A 17,104-nucleotide genomic window follows, 5' to 3' on the forward strand; every position below is an offset into this window, starting at 1 on the left:
CTCAATGTGACGGAACGGTGCATCCCCTGTACTTTCTCTGCTTCGGCGAGCCAGTTCGGCTCTCGGCGGGGTGTTGTTAACTTTTTGGCCAGATGCGGTTGGGCCGCACCTAGGAATTGCTTCCTAGCGTCTCTGTCGTGCCACCAAGTACAACGAAGCCCACGCGAATCGCCGTACTCGCGGACTCCGACACCCGCTGGAAATGGGGTGCGTTGACCGCGGCCCGTATTGCCCCGGGTCCGTCCATGGAAGCCGTACCGCGCGAGGACGCGCAAGTCGGCTTCCGGCTGAGCGGCTTCCTGCTGCGCGGACGGGCCACCCCGACCGCGCGACAGCTCGCGGAGGTTGGTGTCACGGCCGACTCCCTCGACGAGGTCACCTCGGTCGAGTTCCTGCGCGCCATGGCCGAGCAGGAGTACGACGTCGTCGTCCTCGCCCTCGTCGGCGGCGGCGTCCAGGCGATGCTGCACGGTCTCAAGCGCGTGTGGGAGGGCCGCGAGCGGCGCCCCGTCGTCGTCACCGGCTATGTCGGCGTCGTCTACGAGAAGCTCGCCGACGGCCTCCTGCTGCGGCACGGCGCGGACCTGGTCCTCGCCAACTCCCGCCAGGACGCGGAGCGTTTCCGGCAGGTGTACGAGGGTGTGGGCGCCGACGCCTCGTCGGTGACCGAGGTGGCACTCCCGTTTCTCGGCGGGGCCTCGTACGAAGGTGAACACGACCCGTCTGCGAAGCAAGGGCGCAGGCCCTACACCGTCGTGTTCGCCGTACAGCCGTCCGTCCCCGACAGCCGCAAGGACCGTACGTACCTGCTCAACCGGCTGATCCAGCACGCGAGGCTGCACCCCGAGCGTGAGGTGCTGCTGAAGCTGCGGTCCAAGCCGGGGGAGCACACCACCCACATCGAGGAGCAGCCCTACCAGAAGCTGGTCCAGCGGCTCGATCCGCCGGCCAACTTCCGCCTGGTGTACGGGAACATGGGCGAGGTCCTCGACCGCACCGACCTGCTGGTCACGATCAGTTCCACGGCCGCGCTGGAGTCCCTGCACCGGCGCATCCCGACCGTGATCCTCACCGACCTGGGCGTGCGCGAGACGCTCGGCAACCACCACTTCGTCGGGTCCGGGTGCCTGGCCTCCTGGGACCAGCTGGACGCCGGGTACCGGCCGGTGCCGGACTCGGACTGGGTGGGGCGGCAGGGGGTCGGGGCGGACGGTTCGTACGCGTATGCCTTTGACGCGGCGCGTGAGCGGATCGCCAAGTTGCTTGCCCGGGTGGGTGGGTTGGCGCCTCTGACCCCGTACTACACGCCGGCGACGGCGCCCGGCTATCTGCCCGGCATTCTCGCCCGCCACCACCTTGGCCCTGACGGCAGTCCGTTGCCCGGTGCCCCGGCCGCCGACAAGGAACCCGGACCGGTCCGGCAGATCGTGCGCAGGGCTGCTCGGGGGGCGTACCGGCACGGGGTGCAGCGGGTGGCCCCGGTGATCCGGCGGATGGGGGAGCTGTGAGCGCCTCCGGGAGTGCCGCCTCGGGTCGTCGGGCGGGTGCGGCGCCGCGGGGGCCGTTCGCGCAGTTCCCCGCGCCCCTTTCGGGCGGCTTCGCCGCCCTCGATACCTCTGTGAACCCTGCGCTAGGAGTGCACCCAATGTCCGACTCGCCGGCCGACGCCGGGGCCACTGTGCGTCGCGTTCTCGCCGTTATTCCCGCTCGTGGGGGCTCCAAGGGTGTGCCCGCGAAGAATCTGCTGCCTGTCGGTGGTGTGCCGTTGGTGGCTCGGGCCGTGCGGGAGTGTCTGGCGGCGCGGCTGGTGACCGATGTCGTGGTGTCCACCGACGATCACGCCATCGCCGCCGCGGCCCGTGAGGCCGGGGCCGAGATCGTGTTGCGGCCCGCCGCCATCGCCGGGGACACGGCCACCTCGGAGGCCGCCGTCCTGCACGCCATGGACGCGCACGAGGCCCTGCACGGCGCGGCCGTCGACGTGGTGGTGTTCGTGCAGTGCACCAGCCCCTTCCTCATCCGCGAGGACATCGACGGGGTCGCGGGCGCCATCGTCCACAACGGCGCCGACACCGCCGTGACCGTCGCCCCCTTCCACGGGTTCATCTGGCGCGACGCCGAGGACGAGGTCGCCGCGGGCACCGTCTCCGAGGCCGACGCGGCCATCGGCGGCGGCTACGGCGTCAACCACGACAAGTCGTACCGTCCCCGCCGCCAGGACCGCCCCCAGGACCTCCTGGAGACCGGCGCCGCCTACGCGATGGACGCGGCCGGCTTCCGCAAGCACCAGCACCGCTTCTTCGGCCGCACCGAGCTGGTGCGCACCGACCCCGCCCGCGTGCTGGAGATCGACGACCCGCACGACATGGCGCGGGCGCGTGCCCTCGCGCCCCTCTTCGACGCGGACCGTCCCGGTTCGCTGCCGACCGCCGACGACATCGACGCGGTCGTACTGGACTTCGACGGCACCCAGACAGACGACCGGGTGCTGATCGACGCCGATGGAAAGGAGTTCGTCTCCGTGCACCGCGGGGACGGGCTGGGCATCGCGGCGCTGCGCAACAGCGGCCTGAAGATGCTGATCCTCTCCACGGAGCAGAACCCGGTCGTGGCCGCGCGCGCACGGAAGCTGAAGCTCCCCGTGCTGCACGGCATCGACCGGAAGGACCTCGCACTCAAGCAGTGGTGCGAGGAGCAGGGCATCGCGCCCGAGCGCGTGCTCTACGTCGGCAACGACGTCAACGACCTCCCGTGCTTCGCCCTCGTGGGCTGGCCCGTGGCGGTCGCGAGCGCCCACGACGTGGTACGCGGCGCCGCCCGTGCGGTCACCACCGTCCCCGGTGGCGACGGCGCGATCCGAGAGATCGCCAGCTGGATCCTCGGCCCCTCTCTCGACTCCCTCGACAAGTAAGGACAGTTCACTGCCATGAGCACCAACTCCCGTCTGCGCCAGTTCGGTTCGCGTACCGCCGGCCCCGGTCAGCCCGTGTACATCTGCGGCGAGATCGGCATCAACCACAACGGTGAGCTGGAGAACGCGTTCAAGCTCATCGACGTGGCCGCCGAGGCCGGCTGTGACGCGGTGAAGTTCCAGAAGCGCACCCCCGAGATCTGCACCCCGCGCGACCAGTGGGACATCGAGCGCGACACCCCCTGGGGCCGGATGACCTACATCGACTACCGCCACCGTGTGGAGTTCGGTGAGGACGAGTACCGCCAGATCGACGAGTACTGCAAGGAGAAGGGGATCGACTGGTTCGCCTCCCCGTGGGACACCGAGGCCGTCGCCTTCCTGGAGAAGTTCGACGTCCCGGCCCACAAGGTGGCCTCCGCCTCCCTGACCGACGACGAGCTGCTGCGCTCCCTGCGCGCCACCGGCCGCACGGTCATCCTCTCCTCCGGCATGTCGACGCCGAAGCAGATCCGTCACGCGGTAGAGGTCCTGGGCTCGGACAACATCCTTCTCTGCCACGCGACTTCGACGTACCCGGCCAAGGCCGAGGAGCTCAACCTGCGCGTGATCAACACGCTGCAGGAGGAGTACCCGAACGTCCCGATCGGCTACTCCGGCCACGAGACGGGCCTGCAGACCACCCTCGCGGCGGTCGCCCTCGGCGCCACCTTCGTCGAGCGCCACATCACCCTCGACCGCGCGATGTGGGGCTCCGACCAGGCCGCCTCCGTCGAGCCGCAGGGCCTTCAGCGCCTGGTGCGCGACATCCGCACCATCGAGGCCTCCCTCGGTGACGGCGTCAAGAAGGTCTACGACTCCGAGCTCGGCCCGATGAAGAAGCTGCGCCGTGTCGCCGGTGTCGTCGCCGAGGCGGAGATCGCCGCCGCCGCGGGCGAGCCGGTCTCGGTCTGAGGACCACCAGGCAACTGATCAAGGGGACGGTCATACGTCGATGAGCCGCCGCGCCGGATCCGCCGGCCACTCCACTCTCGCGTTCGTCGAGAGCCCGGTACAGCTCCTGAACGTGCTGGAGTGGGCGCATGCCCATGCGCCCGGCGCGGGGCTCACCCTCGTCGTGCTGTCCCCGACCGACCCCATGACCCGCGGCCAGCTGCGCCGCATGGCCGAACTCGCCCGCGAGGAAGGCCACGAGGTCCGCTGGGAGGAGGCCCGCGGCGGTCCGGCGGCCCCCTTCCAGACGATCGGCGGCCTGACCGGTCGCCTGCGCCGGGCCGAACGGGTCGTCCTGGGCGACCCCTTCTCCCGGTACGTACAACTCCTGCTGACCATCACCAAGGCGCGCGACCTGGTCGTCGTCGACGACGGCACGGCCACGATGGAGTTCGTCGCCCAACTCGCCAGCGGGGAGCGCCTGGTGCGCTGGCACCGCAAGGGCGGCCGCCCCGGCCCCCGCGACCTGCTCTTCGCCCCCGTCTCCTCCTCGGCCCGCCGCCGCCTCACCCCGAGCGACCGGCGCAACGTCGAGATCTTCTCCTCGATGCCGATGGACGAGACCCCGCCCGGCGTCACGGTCCACGCCAACGACTTCGCCTGGACCCGCTTCCGCTTCGGCCCGCCCCGCATCACCAAGGGCGCGGACATGGTCGGCACGTCACTCGTGGAGACCGGCGTGGTCGACGGCGACCGCTACCTGGAGGCCGTCCAGAACCTCGCCAAGGCCCACGGCGCCACGCGCTACTTCGCCCACCGCCGCGAGAGCACCGCCAAGCTGCACCGCCTCGCGGCCGAGACGGGCCTGGAGATCGTCCGCCCCGACCTCCCCCTCGAACTGATCGCCCGCCGCGGCCCGGTCGGCCGCACGATCCTCAGCTTCCCCTCCACGGTCGTCCACACCCTCCCCCTGGCCCTGGCCGGCACGGAGGTCCGCGTGGCGGTCTGCGACATCGACCCGACCTGGCTGACGGACAACGCGTCCCCGCGCGCCCAGGGCTTCCTGTCGGGGGTCACGGGGACGGCTCGGGACGTGACGCGGCTGCCGATGGTGAGCGCGGTCTAGAGAAGGCCGGCTCAGCCGTCCTTCCGTGCCAGCAGATATGCCCGCGGGCGCGTCTCGTCCTCGTACGGCTCCCGGAGTACGCGCGCGTGCAGTCGCAGTCCTGCCTTGACCAGCTGTTCCGCTACCGCGTCCGGGGTGCGCCAGTAGTAGTGGAGGTCGATCTGCTGCTCGAAGCGTTCCGTGAGGTGGAGGTGGCCCTCCTCCTCGCCGCTCTGGAAGCCGAGGAGTACGTGGCCGCCGGGGACCAGGACACGGTGGAACTCGGCGAAGGCGGTGGGGAGATGGTCGTCCGGGACGTGGATGACCGAGTACAGGGCGAGGACTCCGCCCAGCGTCTCGTCGGGGAGGTCGAGGGCTGTCATCGAGCCGACGTGGAAGCGGAGCGCGGGATGCGTCTCCCGGGCCAGCGCCACCATCCGGGGCGACACGTCGACGCCAAAGACTGGTACGCCGAGGGCGTCCAGGCGGGCGGTGACATGGCCGGGGCCGCTGCCGACGTCCGCCACCGGCGCCGTACCGGCCGAACGCACCAGCTCGGCGAAACCGTGCACCAGCGCCAGGTCAAGGGGTCTCTCGCCCAGCCAGTCGGCGAGCTGCTCGGTGTACGGGCGGGCGATCGCGTCGTACGAGGAACGGGTGGCGTTCAGGAAATCCGGGCTGCCCGGTATCTCGGAGCTCACGGGCCCGCACCCTACTAGCCGTCCTCCGTCCGCCAGGTGAACCCGCCGAGAGAGTCCCGCGAACTCTCCGCGACCTCGGCATCGGCATCGGCCTCGGCCGCGGTGTCGGTCCCGGTGTCGATCTCGACCGGCGGGTAGCGCCATCGCCGGTACAGCGACACCGCCAGTACCAGCAGCCAGCCCGCCAGCATCATCGCGAGCAGCAGGCCCAGGATCAGGCCGGCCGTCCCGAGCACCCCGAATTTCGCGAGCGTCCAGGGGATCTGTTCCTCACCGCAGCCACACGCCTCCATGGGGGCAGGCTGCCCACGGACGGCGGGCGTGTGCGCTGCGTGGCCGGACCGTCGCACGGAGGTGATGATTCCGGGATACGGGACCGGTTGTCCCGCAATCCGGTCCCGACTGGTGAACAGAAACGCCGGGGAGGGGCAGGGCGTGGTATGCGTAGAGAAAAGATGGTCCTACCCATCTCCATCCGTACTTATGCGTCGCGCGGTCAGATTTTCTTCCCCTGACGGGCTGAACTTTTGTTGATCGAGGGGTGGTTGGCCACACCGGCGTCCTACCCTTTAGAGGGTGAAGCAACTGATGTCACTGGAGTCCGAGGTCGATCTTCCCGGGGAAGCCGAGCTTCCCGGTGCGCTGCCCGAGGCCCTGCGCGCCGAACTCGTAGCCTTCCGCCGCGACTTGCACATGCACCCGGAACTGGGCAACCAGGAGTTCCGTACGACGGCGGCGATCAAGGCGCGACTGGAGAAGGCCGGCCTGAAGCCGCGTGTCCTGGCCATCGGGACCGGGCTCGTCTGTGACATCGGGGAGTGGGACGGCGGGCGGCCCATGCTCGCGCTGCGCGCCGACATCGACGCGCTGCCCATCCCGGACACGAAGAGCGAGTGCTCGTACCGGTCGACCGTGCCCGATCGGGCGCATGCCTGTGGGCATGACATTCATACGACCGTGGTGCTCGGCGCGGGACTCGTGCTCGCCGAGCTGCACAAGCAGGGGAAGCTGCCGCGGCCGGTGCGGCTGCTGTTCCAGCCCGCCGAGGAGGTGCTGCCGGGCGGCGCCGCCGACGCGATCGAGTGCGGGGTGCTGGACGGGGTGGGGCGGATCGTCGCCGTGCACTGCGACCCCAAGGTGGACGCCGGGCGGATCGGGCTGCGCGAGGGCGCGATCACGTCCGCCTGCGACCGGCTGGAGGTCGCGCTCGACGGGCCCGGCGGGCACACGGCCCGGCCGCACCTCACCACCGACCTCGTCACCGCCGCCGCGCGCGTCGCGATCGACGTGCCCGCGCTGGTCGGGCGCCGTGCGGACACGCGCAGCGGGCTCGCGGTGACCTGGGGACGGATCGAGTCCGGGCACGCTCCGAACGTCATCCCGCAGCACGCCGAGCTGTCCGGGACCGTGCGCTGCCTCGACCTCGGCGCGTGGCGGCAGGCGCCGGACCTGGTGGTCGCGGCGATCGACGAGGTCGCCAATCTGCACGGGGCGAAGTCCGAGATCAACTACGTGCGCGGGGTGCCGCCGGTCGTCAACGACGGGGGCGTCACCGAGCTGCTGCGGGATGCGATGACGGCCCGCCGTGGGGCGCTGTCGGTCGAGGGGACCGAGCAGAGTCTCGGCGGCGAGGACTTCTCCTGGTACCTGGAGCACGTTCCTGGCGCGATGGCCCGGCTCGGCGTCCGGACCCCGGGCGAGCGGACCGTGCGGGATCTGCATCAGGGCGACTTCGATGCGGACGAGTCGGCGATCACTGTGGGCGTGGAGCTGTTCACGGCGGCGGCACTGATCGACGCGGCGGGCTGACGCCGGATGCCTGAGGGGGTGCCGCGGGCCCCGCGGCGCCCCCGAAACCCCTTCCGCCGTCCGGCGCAACATGGTCGTAAGCCAATCGTGCGCTCTTCGAAATCCGGGTGTGTGAAGGGACAGGAGGCCGAGTTCAGACGGTGTTTGCCTCGAATCGATAACGGCTTCGGAAGAGGTCTGTTTCCGACATCTACGCGCGTTACGATGCCGCGAAGCCGACGCCGCAGGGGCGTCCAGGCCCGAGCACTGGCATGGTGCTCACATGAAGCGCCGACAAGGCGCTCAGGTCAGGTGAAGGAGCCTCCCGTGCGCCGGGTAGCCAAGCTTTCCGCTGCGTGTATCGCGACCGCAGCTCTCGCACTGACTGCCACCGCGTGTGGCAGCACCTCCTCCGAGAACGACAGCTCGTCCTCCGCTTCCTCCAGCAGCAAGGGCGGCATCAAGATCGGCCTCGCCTACGACGTCGGCGGCCGTGGTGACCGTTCCTTCAACGACTCCGCCGCCCGCGGTGCCGACAAGGCCGAGAAGGAGTTCGGCGGTTCCATCAAGGAGCTGACCGCGAAGAGCTCCGACACCGAGGCCGACCGCGAGCAGCGCCTGACCGACCTGGCCGACGCCGGCTACAACCCGATCGTGGCCGTCGGCTTCTCCTACGCCACCTCGGTCGACAAGGTCGCCGCCAAGTACCCGAAGGTCAGCTTCGGCCTCATCGACTCCGTCGCGACCGCCAAGAACGTCGACAGCATCACCTTCACCGAGGAGCAGGGCTCCTACCTGGCCGGTGTCGCCGCGGCGCTGAAGACCAAGAAGGACCACGTCGGCTTCATCGGCGGCGTCGACACCCCGCTGATCAAGAAGTTCGCGGCGGGTTACGTCCAGGGCGTCAAGGACACCAACTCCAAGGTCAAGGTCGACGTCCAGTACCTGACCCACGGCTCGGACCTCTCCGGCTTCGCCAGCCCCGACAAGGGCAAGGAGGCCGCGTCCGGCATGCTCGACAACGGCGCCGACGTGATCTACTCCGCGGCCGGCTCCTCCGGCAACGGCTCGATCGAGGCCGTCTCCGGCGTCAAGGGCGCCTGGGCCATCGGCGTGGACTCGGACCAGTACAACATCCCGGGTCTGAGCAAGTACAAGAACTCGATCCTGACCTCGATGGTCAAGAACGTCGACGTCGGTGTCTACGACTTCATCAAGTCCGTCCACGACGGCAAGCCGCTGACCGGCAACCAGGTCTACTCCCTGGCCAAGGGCGGCGTCGGCCTGGCCACCAGCGGTGGCTTCATCGACGACATCAAGTCCCAGCTGGACGCCGCGAAGAAGAAGATCGTCGACGGCACCGTCAAGGTCAAGACCAGCTGATCTGACGGTTCCCCGCCGGAACCTCGGCTCGACGAGGGGGCGTTCGACAAACCCCCTCGTCGAGCCATAACAATGTGTCAACTCTACGCGTGTAGCATGGAGTTGCCGCGCTAGCGTCGCCGACGCCTGCCCTCCCCTACGCAGCCCCTTTCCCCGAGGAGAGTGCGCCATCAACGCGTCCAGCCCTCCCGCTGCCGTCGAACTGCGCGGCATCACCAAGCGTTTCCCCGGCGTCGTTGCCAACAAGGACATCGACATCACCGTCCGTACCGGAACCGTCCACGCCCTCTGCGGTGAGAACGGCGCCGGCAAGTCCACCCTGATGAAGATCCTCTACGGCATGCAGCAGCCGGACGAGGGCACCATCACGGTGAACGGCGAGACGGTCACCTTCCACAACCCCGCCGACGCCATCGCCCGCGGCATCGGCATGGTGCACCAGCACTTCATGCTCGCCGACAACCTCACCGTCCTGGAGAACGTCGTCCTGGGCGCGGAGAAGCTCTACGGCATCGGCGCCAAGGCCCGTACGAAGATCAAGGAGATCTCCGACGCGTACGGCCTGAACGTCCGCCCGGACGTGCTCCTCGAAGAGCTCGGCGTCGCCGACCGCCAGCGCGTGGAGATCCTCAAGGTCCTCTACCGCGGCGCCAAGACCCTCATCCTCGACGAGCCCACCGCCGTGCTCGTGCCGCAGGAGGTCGACGCCCTCTTCGACAACCTGCGCGAGCTCAAGGCCGAGGGCCTCACGGTCATCTTCATCTCGCACAAGCTCGGTGAAGTGCTTTCGGTGGCCGACGAGATCACCGTCATCCGGCGCGGCACCACCGTCGGCACGGTCGAGCCAGCCGGCACCACCCCCAAGCAGCTCGCCGAGCTGATGGTCGGCAGCGAACTGCCCACCCCGGAGACCGAGGAGTCCACGGTCACCGAGGTCGCGCTGCTCAAGGTCGACGGCCTGCACCTGTCGCAGACCGACCTCGACGGCATCGAGCGCGTCATCCTCGACGAGATCTCCCTCACCATCCACAAGGGCGAGGTCCTCGGCATCGCCGGCGTGGAGGGCAACGGCCAGTCCGAGCTGGTCGAGGCGATCATGGGCATCCGCGACCCGGACGCCGGCGTCATCAGCCTCGACGGCACCGACATCTCGCACGCCCCCACCCGCGTCCGCCGCGAGGCCGGCGTCGGCTACATCCCCGAGGACCGCCACCGCCACGGCCTCCTCCTGGAAGCCCCGCTGTGGGAGAACCGCATCCTCGGCCACGTCACCGAGCGGCCCAACTCCCGCGGCCAGCTCCTCGACATCAAGGCCGCCCGCACCGACACCGAGCGCATCATCCAGGCGTACGACGTCCGCACCCCCGGCATCGACGTCACCGCCGCCTCCCTCTCCGGCGGCAACCAGCAGAAGCTGATCGTCGGCCGCGAGATGAGCCACGCGCCCAAGCTGCTCATCGCCGCCCACCCCACCCGCGGTGTGGACGTCGGCGCGCAGGCCGCGATCTGGGACCACATCCGCGAGGCCCGCCGCGAGGGCCTGGCCGTGCTGCTGATCTCCGCCGACCTGGACGAGCTCATCGGCCTGTCCGACACCCTGCGGGTGATGTACCGCGGCCGGCTGGTCGCCGACGCCGACCCCGCGACCATCACCCCCGAGGAGCTGGGCTCCGCCATGACCGGTGCGGCCACCGGCCACCTGGAGCACACCGAGGACTCCGCAGAGGACCACGAGGACGACGCCCGATGAACAAGCTGACCCAACGCATCGACAAGGAGCGGCTGCTCCTCGGCATCGCGGCCCCGCTGCTCGCGATCGTCGCCGCGCTCGTCGTCACCGCCCTGGTGATCCTCGCCACCGGCAAGAACCCCGGCGCGGCCTTCAGCGACATGCTGACCTACGGCACCGCCAGCGACAGCCAGGTCTACATCCTGAACAAGGCGACGACGTACTACCTGGCGGGCGTCGCGGTGGCCATCGGCTTCCGGATGAACCTGTTCAACATCGGCGTCGACGGCCAGTACCGCATCGCCGCGTTCTTCGCCGCCGTCCTCGGCGGCGCGCTGACCACGCCCGGCTGGATCTCCATCCCGCTGATCATCCTGTGCGCCATGGGCACCGGCGCCGTGTGGGCGGCCATCGCGGGCATCCTCAAGGTGACCCGGGGCGTCAGCGAGGTCATCTCGACCATCATGCTCAACTCGATCGCCACCGCGATCATCGCCTACCTGCTGCAGCCCGGAAAGCTCGCCGAACTGCAGAGCGGCGGCACGGTCATCTCCACCAAGCCGCTGCCGAAGGACTCGTACTTCTTCCAGATCAACACCGGCGCGGCCGGCGAGCTGTGGGGCTTCATCTTCATCGCCGTCCTGGTCGGCATCGCCTACTGGTTCGTGCTCGGCCGCACCCGCTTCGGCTTCGACCTGCGCACCGTCGGCCAGTCCGAGTCCGCGGCCACCGCGAGCGGTGTCTCGGTGAAGAAGATGATCGCCACCAGCATGGTCATCTCGGGCGCGGTCGCCGGTCTGATCGGCATGCCGACCCTGCTGAACGACAGCCACCAGTTCAGCAACGACTTCCCGACCGGCATCGGCTTCACCGGTATCGCCATCGCCCTGCTCGGCCGCAACAACCCGGTCGGCATCGCGCTCGGCGCGCTCCTGTGGGGCTTCCTGGAGCGCACCACCAACCACCTCGAGTTCGAGGGCTACGACAAGGAGATCCTCGGCGTCATCCAGGGCGTCATCGTCCTGTGCGTCGTCATCGCCTACGAGCTCGTACGCCGCTACGGCCTGAAGCGCCAGCAGCAGCGGGTCGGCGCGGAACTCGCCGCCCAGGCCGCCGCCCCGACCCAGAAGCAGGAGGTGGCGTGATGACTGCCACGATGACCGACACGCCGCCCCCCGCGGCACCCAAGGCGGACGCCGCCACCAAGAGCTCGGGCCGCTCGCTCGGCCAGATCCTCATGATCGTCGCAGGTGCGCTGCTGCTCGTAGCCGCGGTCCGCGTGATCACCGGCTCCAACCAGCTCACCTCCGAGGGCCAGGTCTCCGCCGCCCTCGGCCTCGCGGTCCCGATCGGCCTCGCGGGCCTCGCCGGCCTCTGGTCGGAGCGCTCCGGCGTGGTCAACATCGGCCTCGAGGGCATGATGATCCTCGGCACCTTCGGCGCCGGCTGGATCGGCTGGCAGTCCAACCCCTGGCTCGGCCTGCTGTGCGGCATCGGCTTCGGTGTCCTCGGCGGTCTGGTGCACGCGGTCGCGACCGTCACCTTCGGCGTCGACCACATCGTCTCCGGCGTCGCCGTCAACCTCCTCGCGCTCGGCACCACCCAGTACCTCGCCAAGATCTTCTTCTCGGACGGCAAGGCGGCCGACGCGGGCGGCAACCCCAAGCAGTCCCCGCCCGTGGACTCGCTGCCCAACTTCGACATCCCCGGTCTCTCGGACGGCCTCAAGTCCCTGGAGAACCACCACTGGTTCCTGATCTCGGACATCGCCGGCATCCTCGGCGGCATCGTCACCGACCTGTCCGTGGTGACGGTCTTCGCCATCCTGCTGTTCGTCGGCAGCTGGTGGCTGCTGTGGCGCACCCCGTTCGGCCTGCGCCTGCGCTCCTGCGGCGAGAACCCGATCGCCGCGGAGTCCCTCGGCGTCAACGTCTACAAGTACAAGTACGCGGCCGTGGCCGTCTCCGGCGGCCTCGCGGGCCTCGGCGGAGCCTTCCTCGCCCTGGTCACCTCGCACACGTACCTCGAAGGCCAGACCGGCGGCCGCGGTTACATCGGTCTCGCCGCCATGATCTTCGGCAACTGGCGGCCGGGCGGCCTCGCCATGGGCGCCGGCCTCTTCGGCTACTCGGACGCCCTCCAGCTGCGCAACGGCGGCGAGACCGTCCACGCGCTGCTGCTCCTGCTGTTCGTGCTGCTCATCGCGATGGCCGGCTGGAAGCTGTACAAGAAGGCGCACTGGCAGGGCGGCATCAGCCTGCTGGTGGCCGCGGGCGTCCTGGTCTGGTACCTGGTCACCGACGAGGTCCCGAGCGACTTCGTGGGCGCCACCCCGTACGTCGTCACGCTGCTGGTGCTGTCGCTGTCCGCGCAGCGCCTGCGGATGCCGAAGGCGGACGGCATGCGTTACCGGAAGGGCCAGGGCAAGTGACGGCCGTCGACTGGGGCGCGCTCAGGGAAGCGGCCCGGGACGCGATGACCCGGGCCTACGCCCCCTACTCCGGCTACCCGGTCGGGGTGGCCGCCCTGGTCGACGACGGCCGTACGATCACCGGCTGCAACGTCGAGAACGCCTCCTACGGCCTCGGCCTGTGCGCGGAGTGCGGTCTGGTCTCGCAGCTGCAGAACACGGGGGGCGGCCGGCTCACGCACTTCACCTGCGTGGACGGCCGGGGCGAGGTGCTCGTCCCCTGCGGCCGCTGCCGCCAGCTCCTGTACGAGTTCGGGGGCCCCGGCCTGCTGCTGGAGACCCCGGCGGGGATCCTCCCGCTGTCGGAGATGCTGCCGCAGGCCTTCGGGCCGGAGCACCTCACCAAGTAATTCCCGGAAGGAAAGCCCCGCATGGCCATGGACGTCATCTCCGTCATCCGCACCAAGCGCGACCGCGCCGAACTCACCGACGAGCAGATCGACTGGGTCATCGACGCGTACACCCGCGGGGAGGTCGCCGACGAGCAGATGTCCGCGCTCGCCATGGCGATCCTCCTCAACGGCATGAACCGCCGTGAGATCGCCCGCTGGACGGCCGCGATGATCGCGAGCGGCGAGCGCATGGACTTCTCGTCCCTGGCCCGCCCGACCGCCGACAAGCACTCCACGGGCGGCGTCGGCGACAAGATCACCCTCCCGCTGGCCCCCCTGGTCGCCGCCTGCGGCGCGGCCGTCCCGCAGCTGTCGGGCCGCGGCCTCGGCCACACCGGCGGCACCCTGGACAAGCTGGAGTCGATCCCCGGCTGGCGCGCGCTGCTCTCCAACGAGGAGATGCTCTCCGTACTGGACGGGACCGGCGCGGTCATCTGCGCGGCCGGCGACGGCCTGGCCCCCGCCGACAAGAAGCTGTACGCCCTCCGTGACGTCACCGGCACGGTCGAGGCCATCCCGCTGATCGCCTCCTCGATCATGTCGAAGAAGATCGCCGAGGGCACCGGCTCCCTGGTCCTGGACGTGAAGGTCGGCACCGGCGCCTTCATGAAGACCATCGAGGACGCACGGGAGCTGGCGTCGACGATGGTGGGTCTGGGAACGGACCACGGCGTGAAGACCGTGGCCCTCCTGACGGACATGTCGACCCCGCTGGGCCTCACCGCGGGCAACGCCCTGGAGGTCCGCGAGTCGGTCGAGGTCCTGGCGGGCGGCGGCCCGTCGGACGTCGTCGAGCTCACCATCGCGCTCGCCCGCGAAATGCTCGACGCGGCGGGCATCCGCGACGCCGACCCGGCGAAGGCCCTGGCCGACGGCTCGGCGATGGACGTCTGGCGCCGGATGATCGCGGCGCAGGGCGGCGACCCGGACGCGACCCTCCCGGTGGCGAAGGAACAGCACGTCATCAAGGCCCCGTCGACCGGTGTACTCACCCGCCTCGACGCCTACGGCATCGGCGTCGCCGCCTGGCGCCTCGGCGCGGGCCGTGCCCGCAAGGAGGACCCGGTGCAGGCGGGCGCGGGCGTGGAGCTGCACGCCAAGCCCGGCGACACGGTCACCGAGGGCCAGCCCCTGCTGACCCTCCACACCGACACCCCGGAGCGCTTCGAGTACGCCCTCCAGGCGGTCGAGGGCTCGTACGACATCGGGGCGGCGGGGACGGCCTTCACGGCGTCGCCGGTGGTGCTGGAGCGCATCGCCTGACGAGGGTCCGTCGGCGCGGCGCTGCCGAGGTCCGTCACCCCAGCAGCGCCGCGATCACCACCAGCACCGGTACGGACACCACCGTCGACAGCAGGATCGAGTCCCGGGCCAGGCCCTCGGCCACCCGGTAGCGGCTCGCGTACGTGTACAGGTTCTGCGCCGCCGGGAGCGCCGACGTGACGACCACGTCGAGGAGTCGGGATCCGTGCAGCCCGAACACCCCGACCGCCAGTGCCCAGGCCGCGACCGGCTGGCCCACCGCCTTCAGCGCCACCGAGAGGAACACCGCTCCCTTGTCGGCGCCCCGGCCCGGCATCGTGCTGCCGCACAGTGAGATGCCGAAGGCCAGCAGCACCGCGGGGACCGACATGTTGCCGATCAGGGTCAGCGGGTCCATGACCGGGTCCGGGACGTGGACGCCGGTCGCCGCGACCGCGACGCCCGCCAGGGAGCAGACGGCGATCGGATTGCGCAGGGGTGTGAGGAGGCGGAGCCACAGCGGGCCCTTCTCGCCCTTGCCGGACAGGTCCAGGATCGTCAGGGCGATCGGGGTGACCGCGATGATCTGGAACAGCAGCACCGGGGCGACCAGCGAGGCGTCGCCGAGCACGTACACCGCGATCGGGATGCCGAGGTTGCCCGAGTTGACGTAACTGGAGCACAGGGCCCCGATCGTCGTACGGCCCACACCCCAGCCCCGTACGACCGCCACCGCGACGAAGACGCCCGCCGCCGCGGCCGTGCTCATCGCCGTCACCAGCAGCCGGCTGGAGAAGATCACCGACAGGTCGGCCCGGGCGAGGGTGGTGAAGAGGAGCGCGGGGGAGGCGACGTGGAAGGCCAGCTTGGTGAGGACCTCGCGGCCGTGCTCGCCGAGGTGGCCCCGGCGGCCGATGACGTACCCGACGGCGATGACCACCGCGATGACCGCGAACCCCGTCAACACGCCCTGCACGGCACCTCCTCAGGCGTGAGGAGGCAGTCGGGTATCCGGGGAGGTGCTGATCCGTGGGGCATGCACCTAACCCTCCGGGGCAGGTCCACCCCAGGTCAATGTGACCTTGCGCGGGCCCCGATGAGTTCCGCGCCTCCGCCCGGTCTACCGCTCGTGGACGCCATGACACCCGCCGTACTCGTGCTGGCCGGCCCCGTCACCCGGGACGAGGTGACGGGGCTGTGCGACGAGCTGCGGGCGCTGCTGGAGGCCGGTGGCACGGGTGTCGTCGTGGTGGACGTCGCGGCCGTCGGACCGCCCGGGCTCGGCGCCGTCGACCTGCTGGCGCGGCTGCAGCTCGCGGCCCGCCGGGCCGGGGGAGGGATCCGGCTCCGCGACCCGGCGCCCTCGCTACTCGCCCTTGTCGACCTGGTCGGCCTCCGCTTCGAGGTGGAGCGGCAGCCCGAACAGCGGGAACCACCGCGCGGTGTCGAGGAAGAAGTGGAACCCGGTGAGCCGGCCGTCTGAGATCTCCAGCACCTGCACGGCCCACGGGGTGTAGCCGCCCTCCTCCGGGTCCGGCTTGTACTGGGCGAAGCCCGGCAGACCGTTGACCTGCACCGGCACCAGACGGGAGCCCTCGCAGGCGGAGCCGAGCGTGGTCATGAAGCCCGTGATGTCGTCGTGGCCCGTCAGCCACAGGTCGAACGGCGGCATCGTCATGACCGCGTCCTCGTGCAGCAGCGCCGTCAGGGCCGTCATGTCGTACCCCTCGAAGGCCGCCACATAGCGGTCCAGGAGCTTCTGCTGGTCCTCGTCCAGCGGGTCGGAGACGGCCGCGCCCGCCGCCCTGTCCTCCCGCTCGGCGAGGGTCGCGCGGGCCCGCTGGAGCGCGCTGTTGACCGACGCGACCGAGGTGTCGAGCAGCTCGGCGACCTCGCTCGCCTTCCAGGCCAGCACCTCGCGCAGGATCAGCACGGCGCGCTGCTTGGCGGGCAGCTGCTGCAGGGCGGCCATGAAGGCGAGCCGCACGGACTCCTTGGCCACGGCCGCCTCCGCCGGGTCGTCGGTGGTGGGCAGCACCCTGTTGTCCGGCATCGGCTCGAGCCAGGTGTTGTCCGGGCGGGGGGAGAGGGCGGCCTGGGCGAGCGGGGTCGACTCGCTGAGGTCCATCGGGCGGGCGCGCTTGTTGCCTGCGGTCAGCATGTCCAGGCAGACGTTCGTCGCGATGCGGTACAGCCACGAGCGGAGGCTGGAGCGGCCCTCGAACTTCTCGTAGCTCCGCCAGGCGCGGACCATCGTGTCCTGCACCGCGTCCTCGGCCTCGAAGGAGGAGCCGAGCATGCGGTAGCAGTAGCCGGTCAGCTCGACGCGGTGTTTCTCCAGCCTGATGTCGAGATCTGTCGTCGTGGTCGTCGCCGTACCGTCGCTCATGTCCACCCACCCCTGTGGCATTCCTGTCACGCGCCTTTGCGCCCAGCACGTCCGAAGCTAG

At 70.3% G+C, this 17,104-nt stretch carries 16 protein-coding genes; 12 read left to right on the plus strand and 4 right to left on the minus strand.

Annotated elements, in window-relative coordinates:
• Positions 1 to 137: 137 nt before the first annotated feature.
• The 4 genes from ABZ848_RS34845 (at position 138) to ABZ848_RS34860 (ending at position 4,970) form a co-directional block, all read left to right on the plus strand.
• On the plus strand, positions 138 to 1,508 hold the full coding sequence (locus ABZ848_RS34845; protein WP_360838411.1) for a DUF6716 putative glycosyltransferase: 1,371 nt from the start codon (positions 138 to 140) through the stop codon (positions 1,506 to 1,508).
• 137 nt (positions 1,509 to 1,645) lie between these two features.
• On the plus strand, positions 1,646 to 2,911 hold the full coding sequence (locus ABZ848_RS34850; RefSeq protein WP_360838413.1) for an N-acylneuraminate cytidylyltransferase: 1,266 nt from the start codon (positions 1,646 to 1,648) through the stop codon (positions 2,909 to 2,911).
• A gap of 15 nt (positions 2,912 to 2,926) precedes the next feature.
• Positions 2,927 to 3,865 carry an N-acetylneuraminate synthase family protein gene (locus ABZ848_RS34855; protein ID WP_360838415.1) on the plus strand — a complete coding sequence of 313 codons (939 nt, stop codon included), beginning with the start codon at positions 2,927 to 2,929 and terminating at the stop codon, positions 3,863 to 3,865.
• Positions 3,866 to 3,905: 40 nt separating this feature from the next.
• Entirely contained in the window at positions 3,906 to 4,970 is a 1,065-nt protein-coding gene (locus ABZ848_RS34860) for a hypothetical protein (protein WP_360838416.1), read from the plus strand.
• An 11-nt stretch (positions 4,971 to 4,981) separates the two neighbouring features.
• Here the strand turns inward: ABZ848_RS34860 and ABZ848_RS34865 are convergent, their stop codons facing one another.
• Positions 4,982 to 5,650 carry a methyltransferase domain-containing protein gene (locus ABZ848_RS34865; RefSeq protein ID WP_360838418.1) on the minus strand — a complete coding sequence of 223 codons (669 nt, stop codon included), beginning with the start codon at positions 5,648 to 5,650 and terminating at the stop codon, positions 4,982 to 4,984.
• A 14-nt stretch (positions 5,651 to 5,664) separates the two neighbouring features.
• On the minus strand, positions 5,665 to 5,943 hold the full coding sequence (locus ABZ848_RS34870; protein ID WP_360838420.1) for a hypothetical protein: 279 nt from the start codon (positions 5,941 to 5,943) through the stop codon (positions 5,665 to 5,667).
• Positions 5,944 to 6,238: 295 nt separating this feature from the next.
• Here ABZ848_RS34870 and ABZ848_RS34875 point away from each other — a divergent pair, with 295 nt between their 5' ends.
• The 7 genes from ABZ848_RS34875 to ABZ848_RS34905 all read left to right on the plus strand — a co-directional run bounded on the left by ABZ848_RS34875 (position 6,239) and on the right by ABZ848_RS34905 (position 14,675).
• Positions 6,239 to 7,459: an amidohydrolase gene (locus ABZ848_RS34875; RefSeq protein ID WP_360838480.1), complete on the plus strand. Its 1,221-nt coding sequence runs from the start codon at positions 6,239 to 6,241 to the stop codon at positions 7,457 to 7,459.
• A 306-nt stretch (positions 7,460 to 7,765) separates the two neighbouring features.
• Positions 7,766 to 8,821: a BMP family ABC transporter substrate-binding protein gene (locus ABZ848_RS34880; protein WP_360838421.1), complete on the plus strand. Its 1,056-nt coding sequence runs from the start codon at positions 7,766 to 7,768 to the stop codon at positions 8,819 to 8,821.
• 169 nt (positions 8,822 to 8,990) lie between these two features.
• On the plus strand, positions 8,991 to 10,571 hold the full coding sequence (locus ABZ848_RS34885; protein ID WP_360838482.1) for an ABC transporter ATP-binding protein: 1,581 nt from the start codon (positions 8,991 to 8,993) through the stop codon (positions 10,569 to 10,571).
• Positions 10,568 to 11,695: an ABC transporter permease gene (locus ABZ848_RS34890; RefSeq protein ID WP_360838423.1), complete on the plus strand. Its 1,128-nt coding sequence runs from the start codon at positions 10,568 to 10,570 to the stop codon at positions 11,693 to 11,695. Before ABZ848_RS34885 ends, ABZ848_RS34890 begins: the two co-directional genes overlap by 4 nt.
• A complete protein-coding gene (locus ABZ848_RS34895) occupies positions 11,695 to 12,981 on the plus strand; it encodes an ABC transporter permease (RefSeq protein ID WP_360838425.1) in 1,287 nt (428 codons plus the stop codon). The genes ABZ848_RS34890 and ABZ848_RS34895 overlap by 1 nt, the downstream gene beginning before the upstream one ends.
• Positions 12,978 to 13,370, plus strand: a complete 393-nt coding sequence (locus ABZ848_RS34900; RefSeq protein ID WP_360838427.1) for a cytidine deaminase — start codon at positions 12,978 to 12,980, stop codon at positions 13,368 to 13,370. Before ABZ848_RS34895 ends, ABZ848_RS34900 begins: the two co-directional genes overlap by 4 nt.
• 27 nt (positions 13,371 to 13,397) lie before the next feature.
• A complete protein-coding gene (locus tag ABZ848_RS34905; protein WP_360838484.1) occupies positions 13,398 to 14,675 on the plus strand; it encodes a thymidine phosphorylase in 1,278 nt (425 codons plus the stop codon).
• Positions 14,676 to 14,709: 34 nt separating this feature from the next.
• Here ABZ848_RS34905 and ABZ848_RS34910 read toward each other — a convergent pair whose 3' ends face one another.
• Entirely contained in the window at positions 14,710 to 15,630 is a 921-nt protein-coding gene (locus ABZ848_RS34910) for an AEC family transporter (protein ID WP_360838428.1), read from the minus strand.
• A 120-nt stretch (positions 15,631 to 15,750) separates the two neighbouring features.
• On the opposite strand from ABZ848_RS34910, the gene ABZ848_RS34915 reads away from it, so the two are divergent.
• A complete protein-coding gene (locus ABZ848_RS34915; RefSeq protein ID WP_360838430.1) occupies positions 15,751 to 16,137 on the plus strand; it encodes an STAS domain-containing protein in 387 nt (128 codons plus the stop codon).
• Here the strand turns inward: ABZ848_RS34915 and ABZ848_RS34920 are convergent.
• Positions 16,021 to 17,043 (minus strand): sigma-70 family RNA polymerase sigma factor, encoded by a 1,023-nt coding sequence (locus tag ABZ848_RS34920; protein ID WP_360838431.1) that lies wholly within the window; start codon positions 17,041 to 17,043, stop codon positions 16,021 to 16,023. The genes ABZ848_RS34915 and ABZ848_RS34920 overlap by 117 nt on opposite strands.
• Positions 17,044 to 17,104 lie beyond the last annotated feature (61 nt).

This window comes from Streptomyces sp. NPDC047081 (genome assembly GCF_040643775.1).
Classification (GTDB): Bacteria; Actinomycetota; Actinomycetes; order Streptomycetales; family Streptomycetaceae; genus Streptomyces.

Coding starts and splice junctions, on each gene's coding strand:
- ABZ848_RS34920 (WP_360838431.1), bottom strand. CDS start 17,043: ATGAGCGACGGTACGGCGACGACCACGACGACAGATCTCGACATCAGG.
- ABZ848_RS34875 (WP_360838480.1), top strand. CDS start 6,239: ATGTCACTGGAGTCCGAGGTCGATCTTCCCGGGGAAGCCGAGCTTCCC.
- ABZ848_RS34895 (WP_360838425.1), top strand. CDS start 11,695: ATGACTGCCACGATGACCGACACGCCGCCCCCCGCGGCACCCAAGGCG.
- ABZ848_RS34870 (WP_360838420.1), bottom strand. CDS start 5,943: ATGGAGGCGTGTGGCTGCGGTGAGGAACAGATCCCCTGGACGCTCGCG.
- ABZ848_RS34850 (WP_360838413.1), top strand. CDS start 1,646: ATGTCCGACTCGCCGGCCGACGCCGGGGCCACTGTGCGTCGCGTTCTC.
- ABZ848_RS34905 (WP_360838484.1), top strand. CDS start 13,398: ATGGACGTCATCTCCGTCATCCGCACCAAGCGCGACCGCGCCGAACTC.
- ABZ848_RS34860 (WP_360838416.1), top strand. CDS start 3,906: ATGAGCCGCCGCGCCGGATCCGCCGGCCACTCCACTCTCGCGTTCGTC.
- ABZ848_RS34890 (WP_360838423.1), top strand. CDS start 10,568: ATGAACAAGCTGACCCAACGCATCGACAAGGAGCGGCTGCTCCTCGGC.
- ABZ848_RS34915 (WP_360838430.1), top strand. CDS start 15,751: ATGAGTTCCGCGCCTCCGCCCGGTCTACCGCTCGTGGACGCCATGACA.
- ABZ848_RS34855 (WP_360838415.1), top strand. CDS start 2,927: ATGAGCACCAACTCCCGTCTGCGCCAGTTCGGTTCGCGTACCGCCGGC.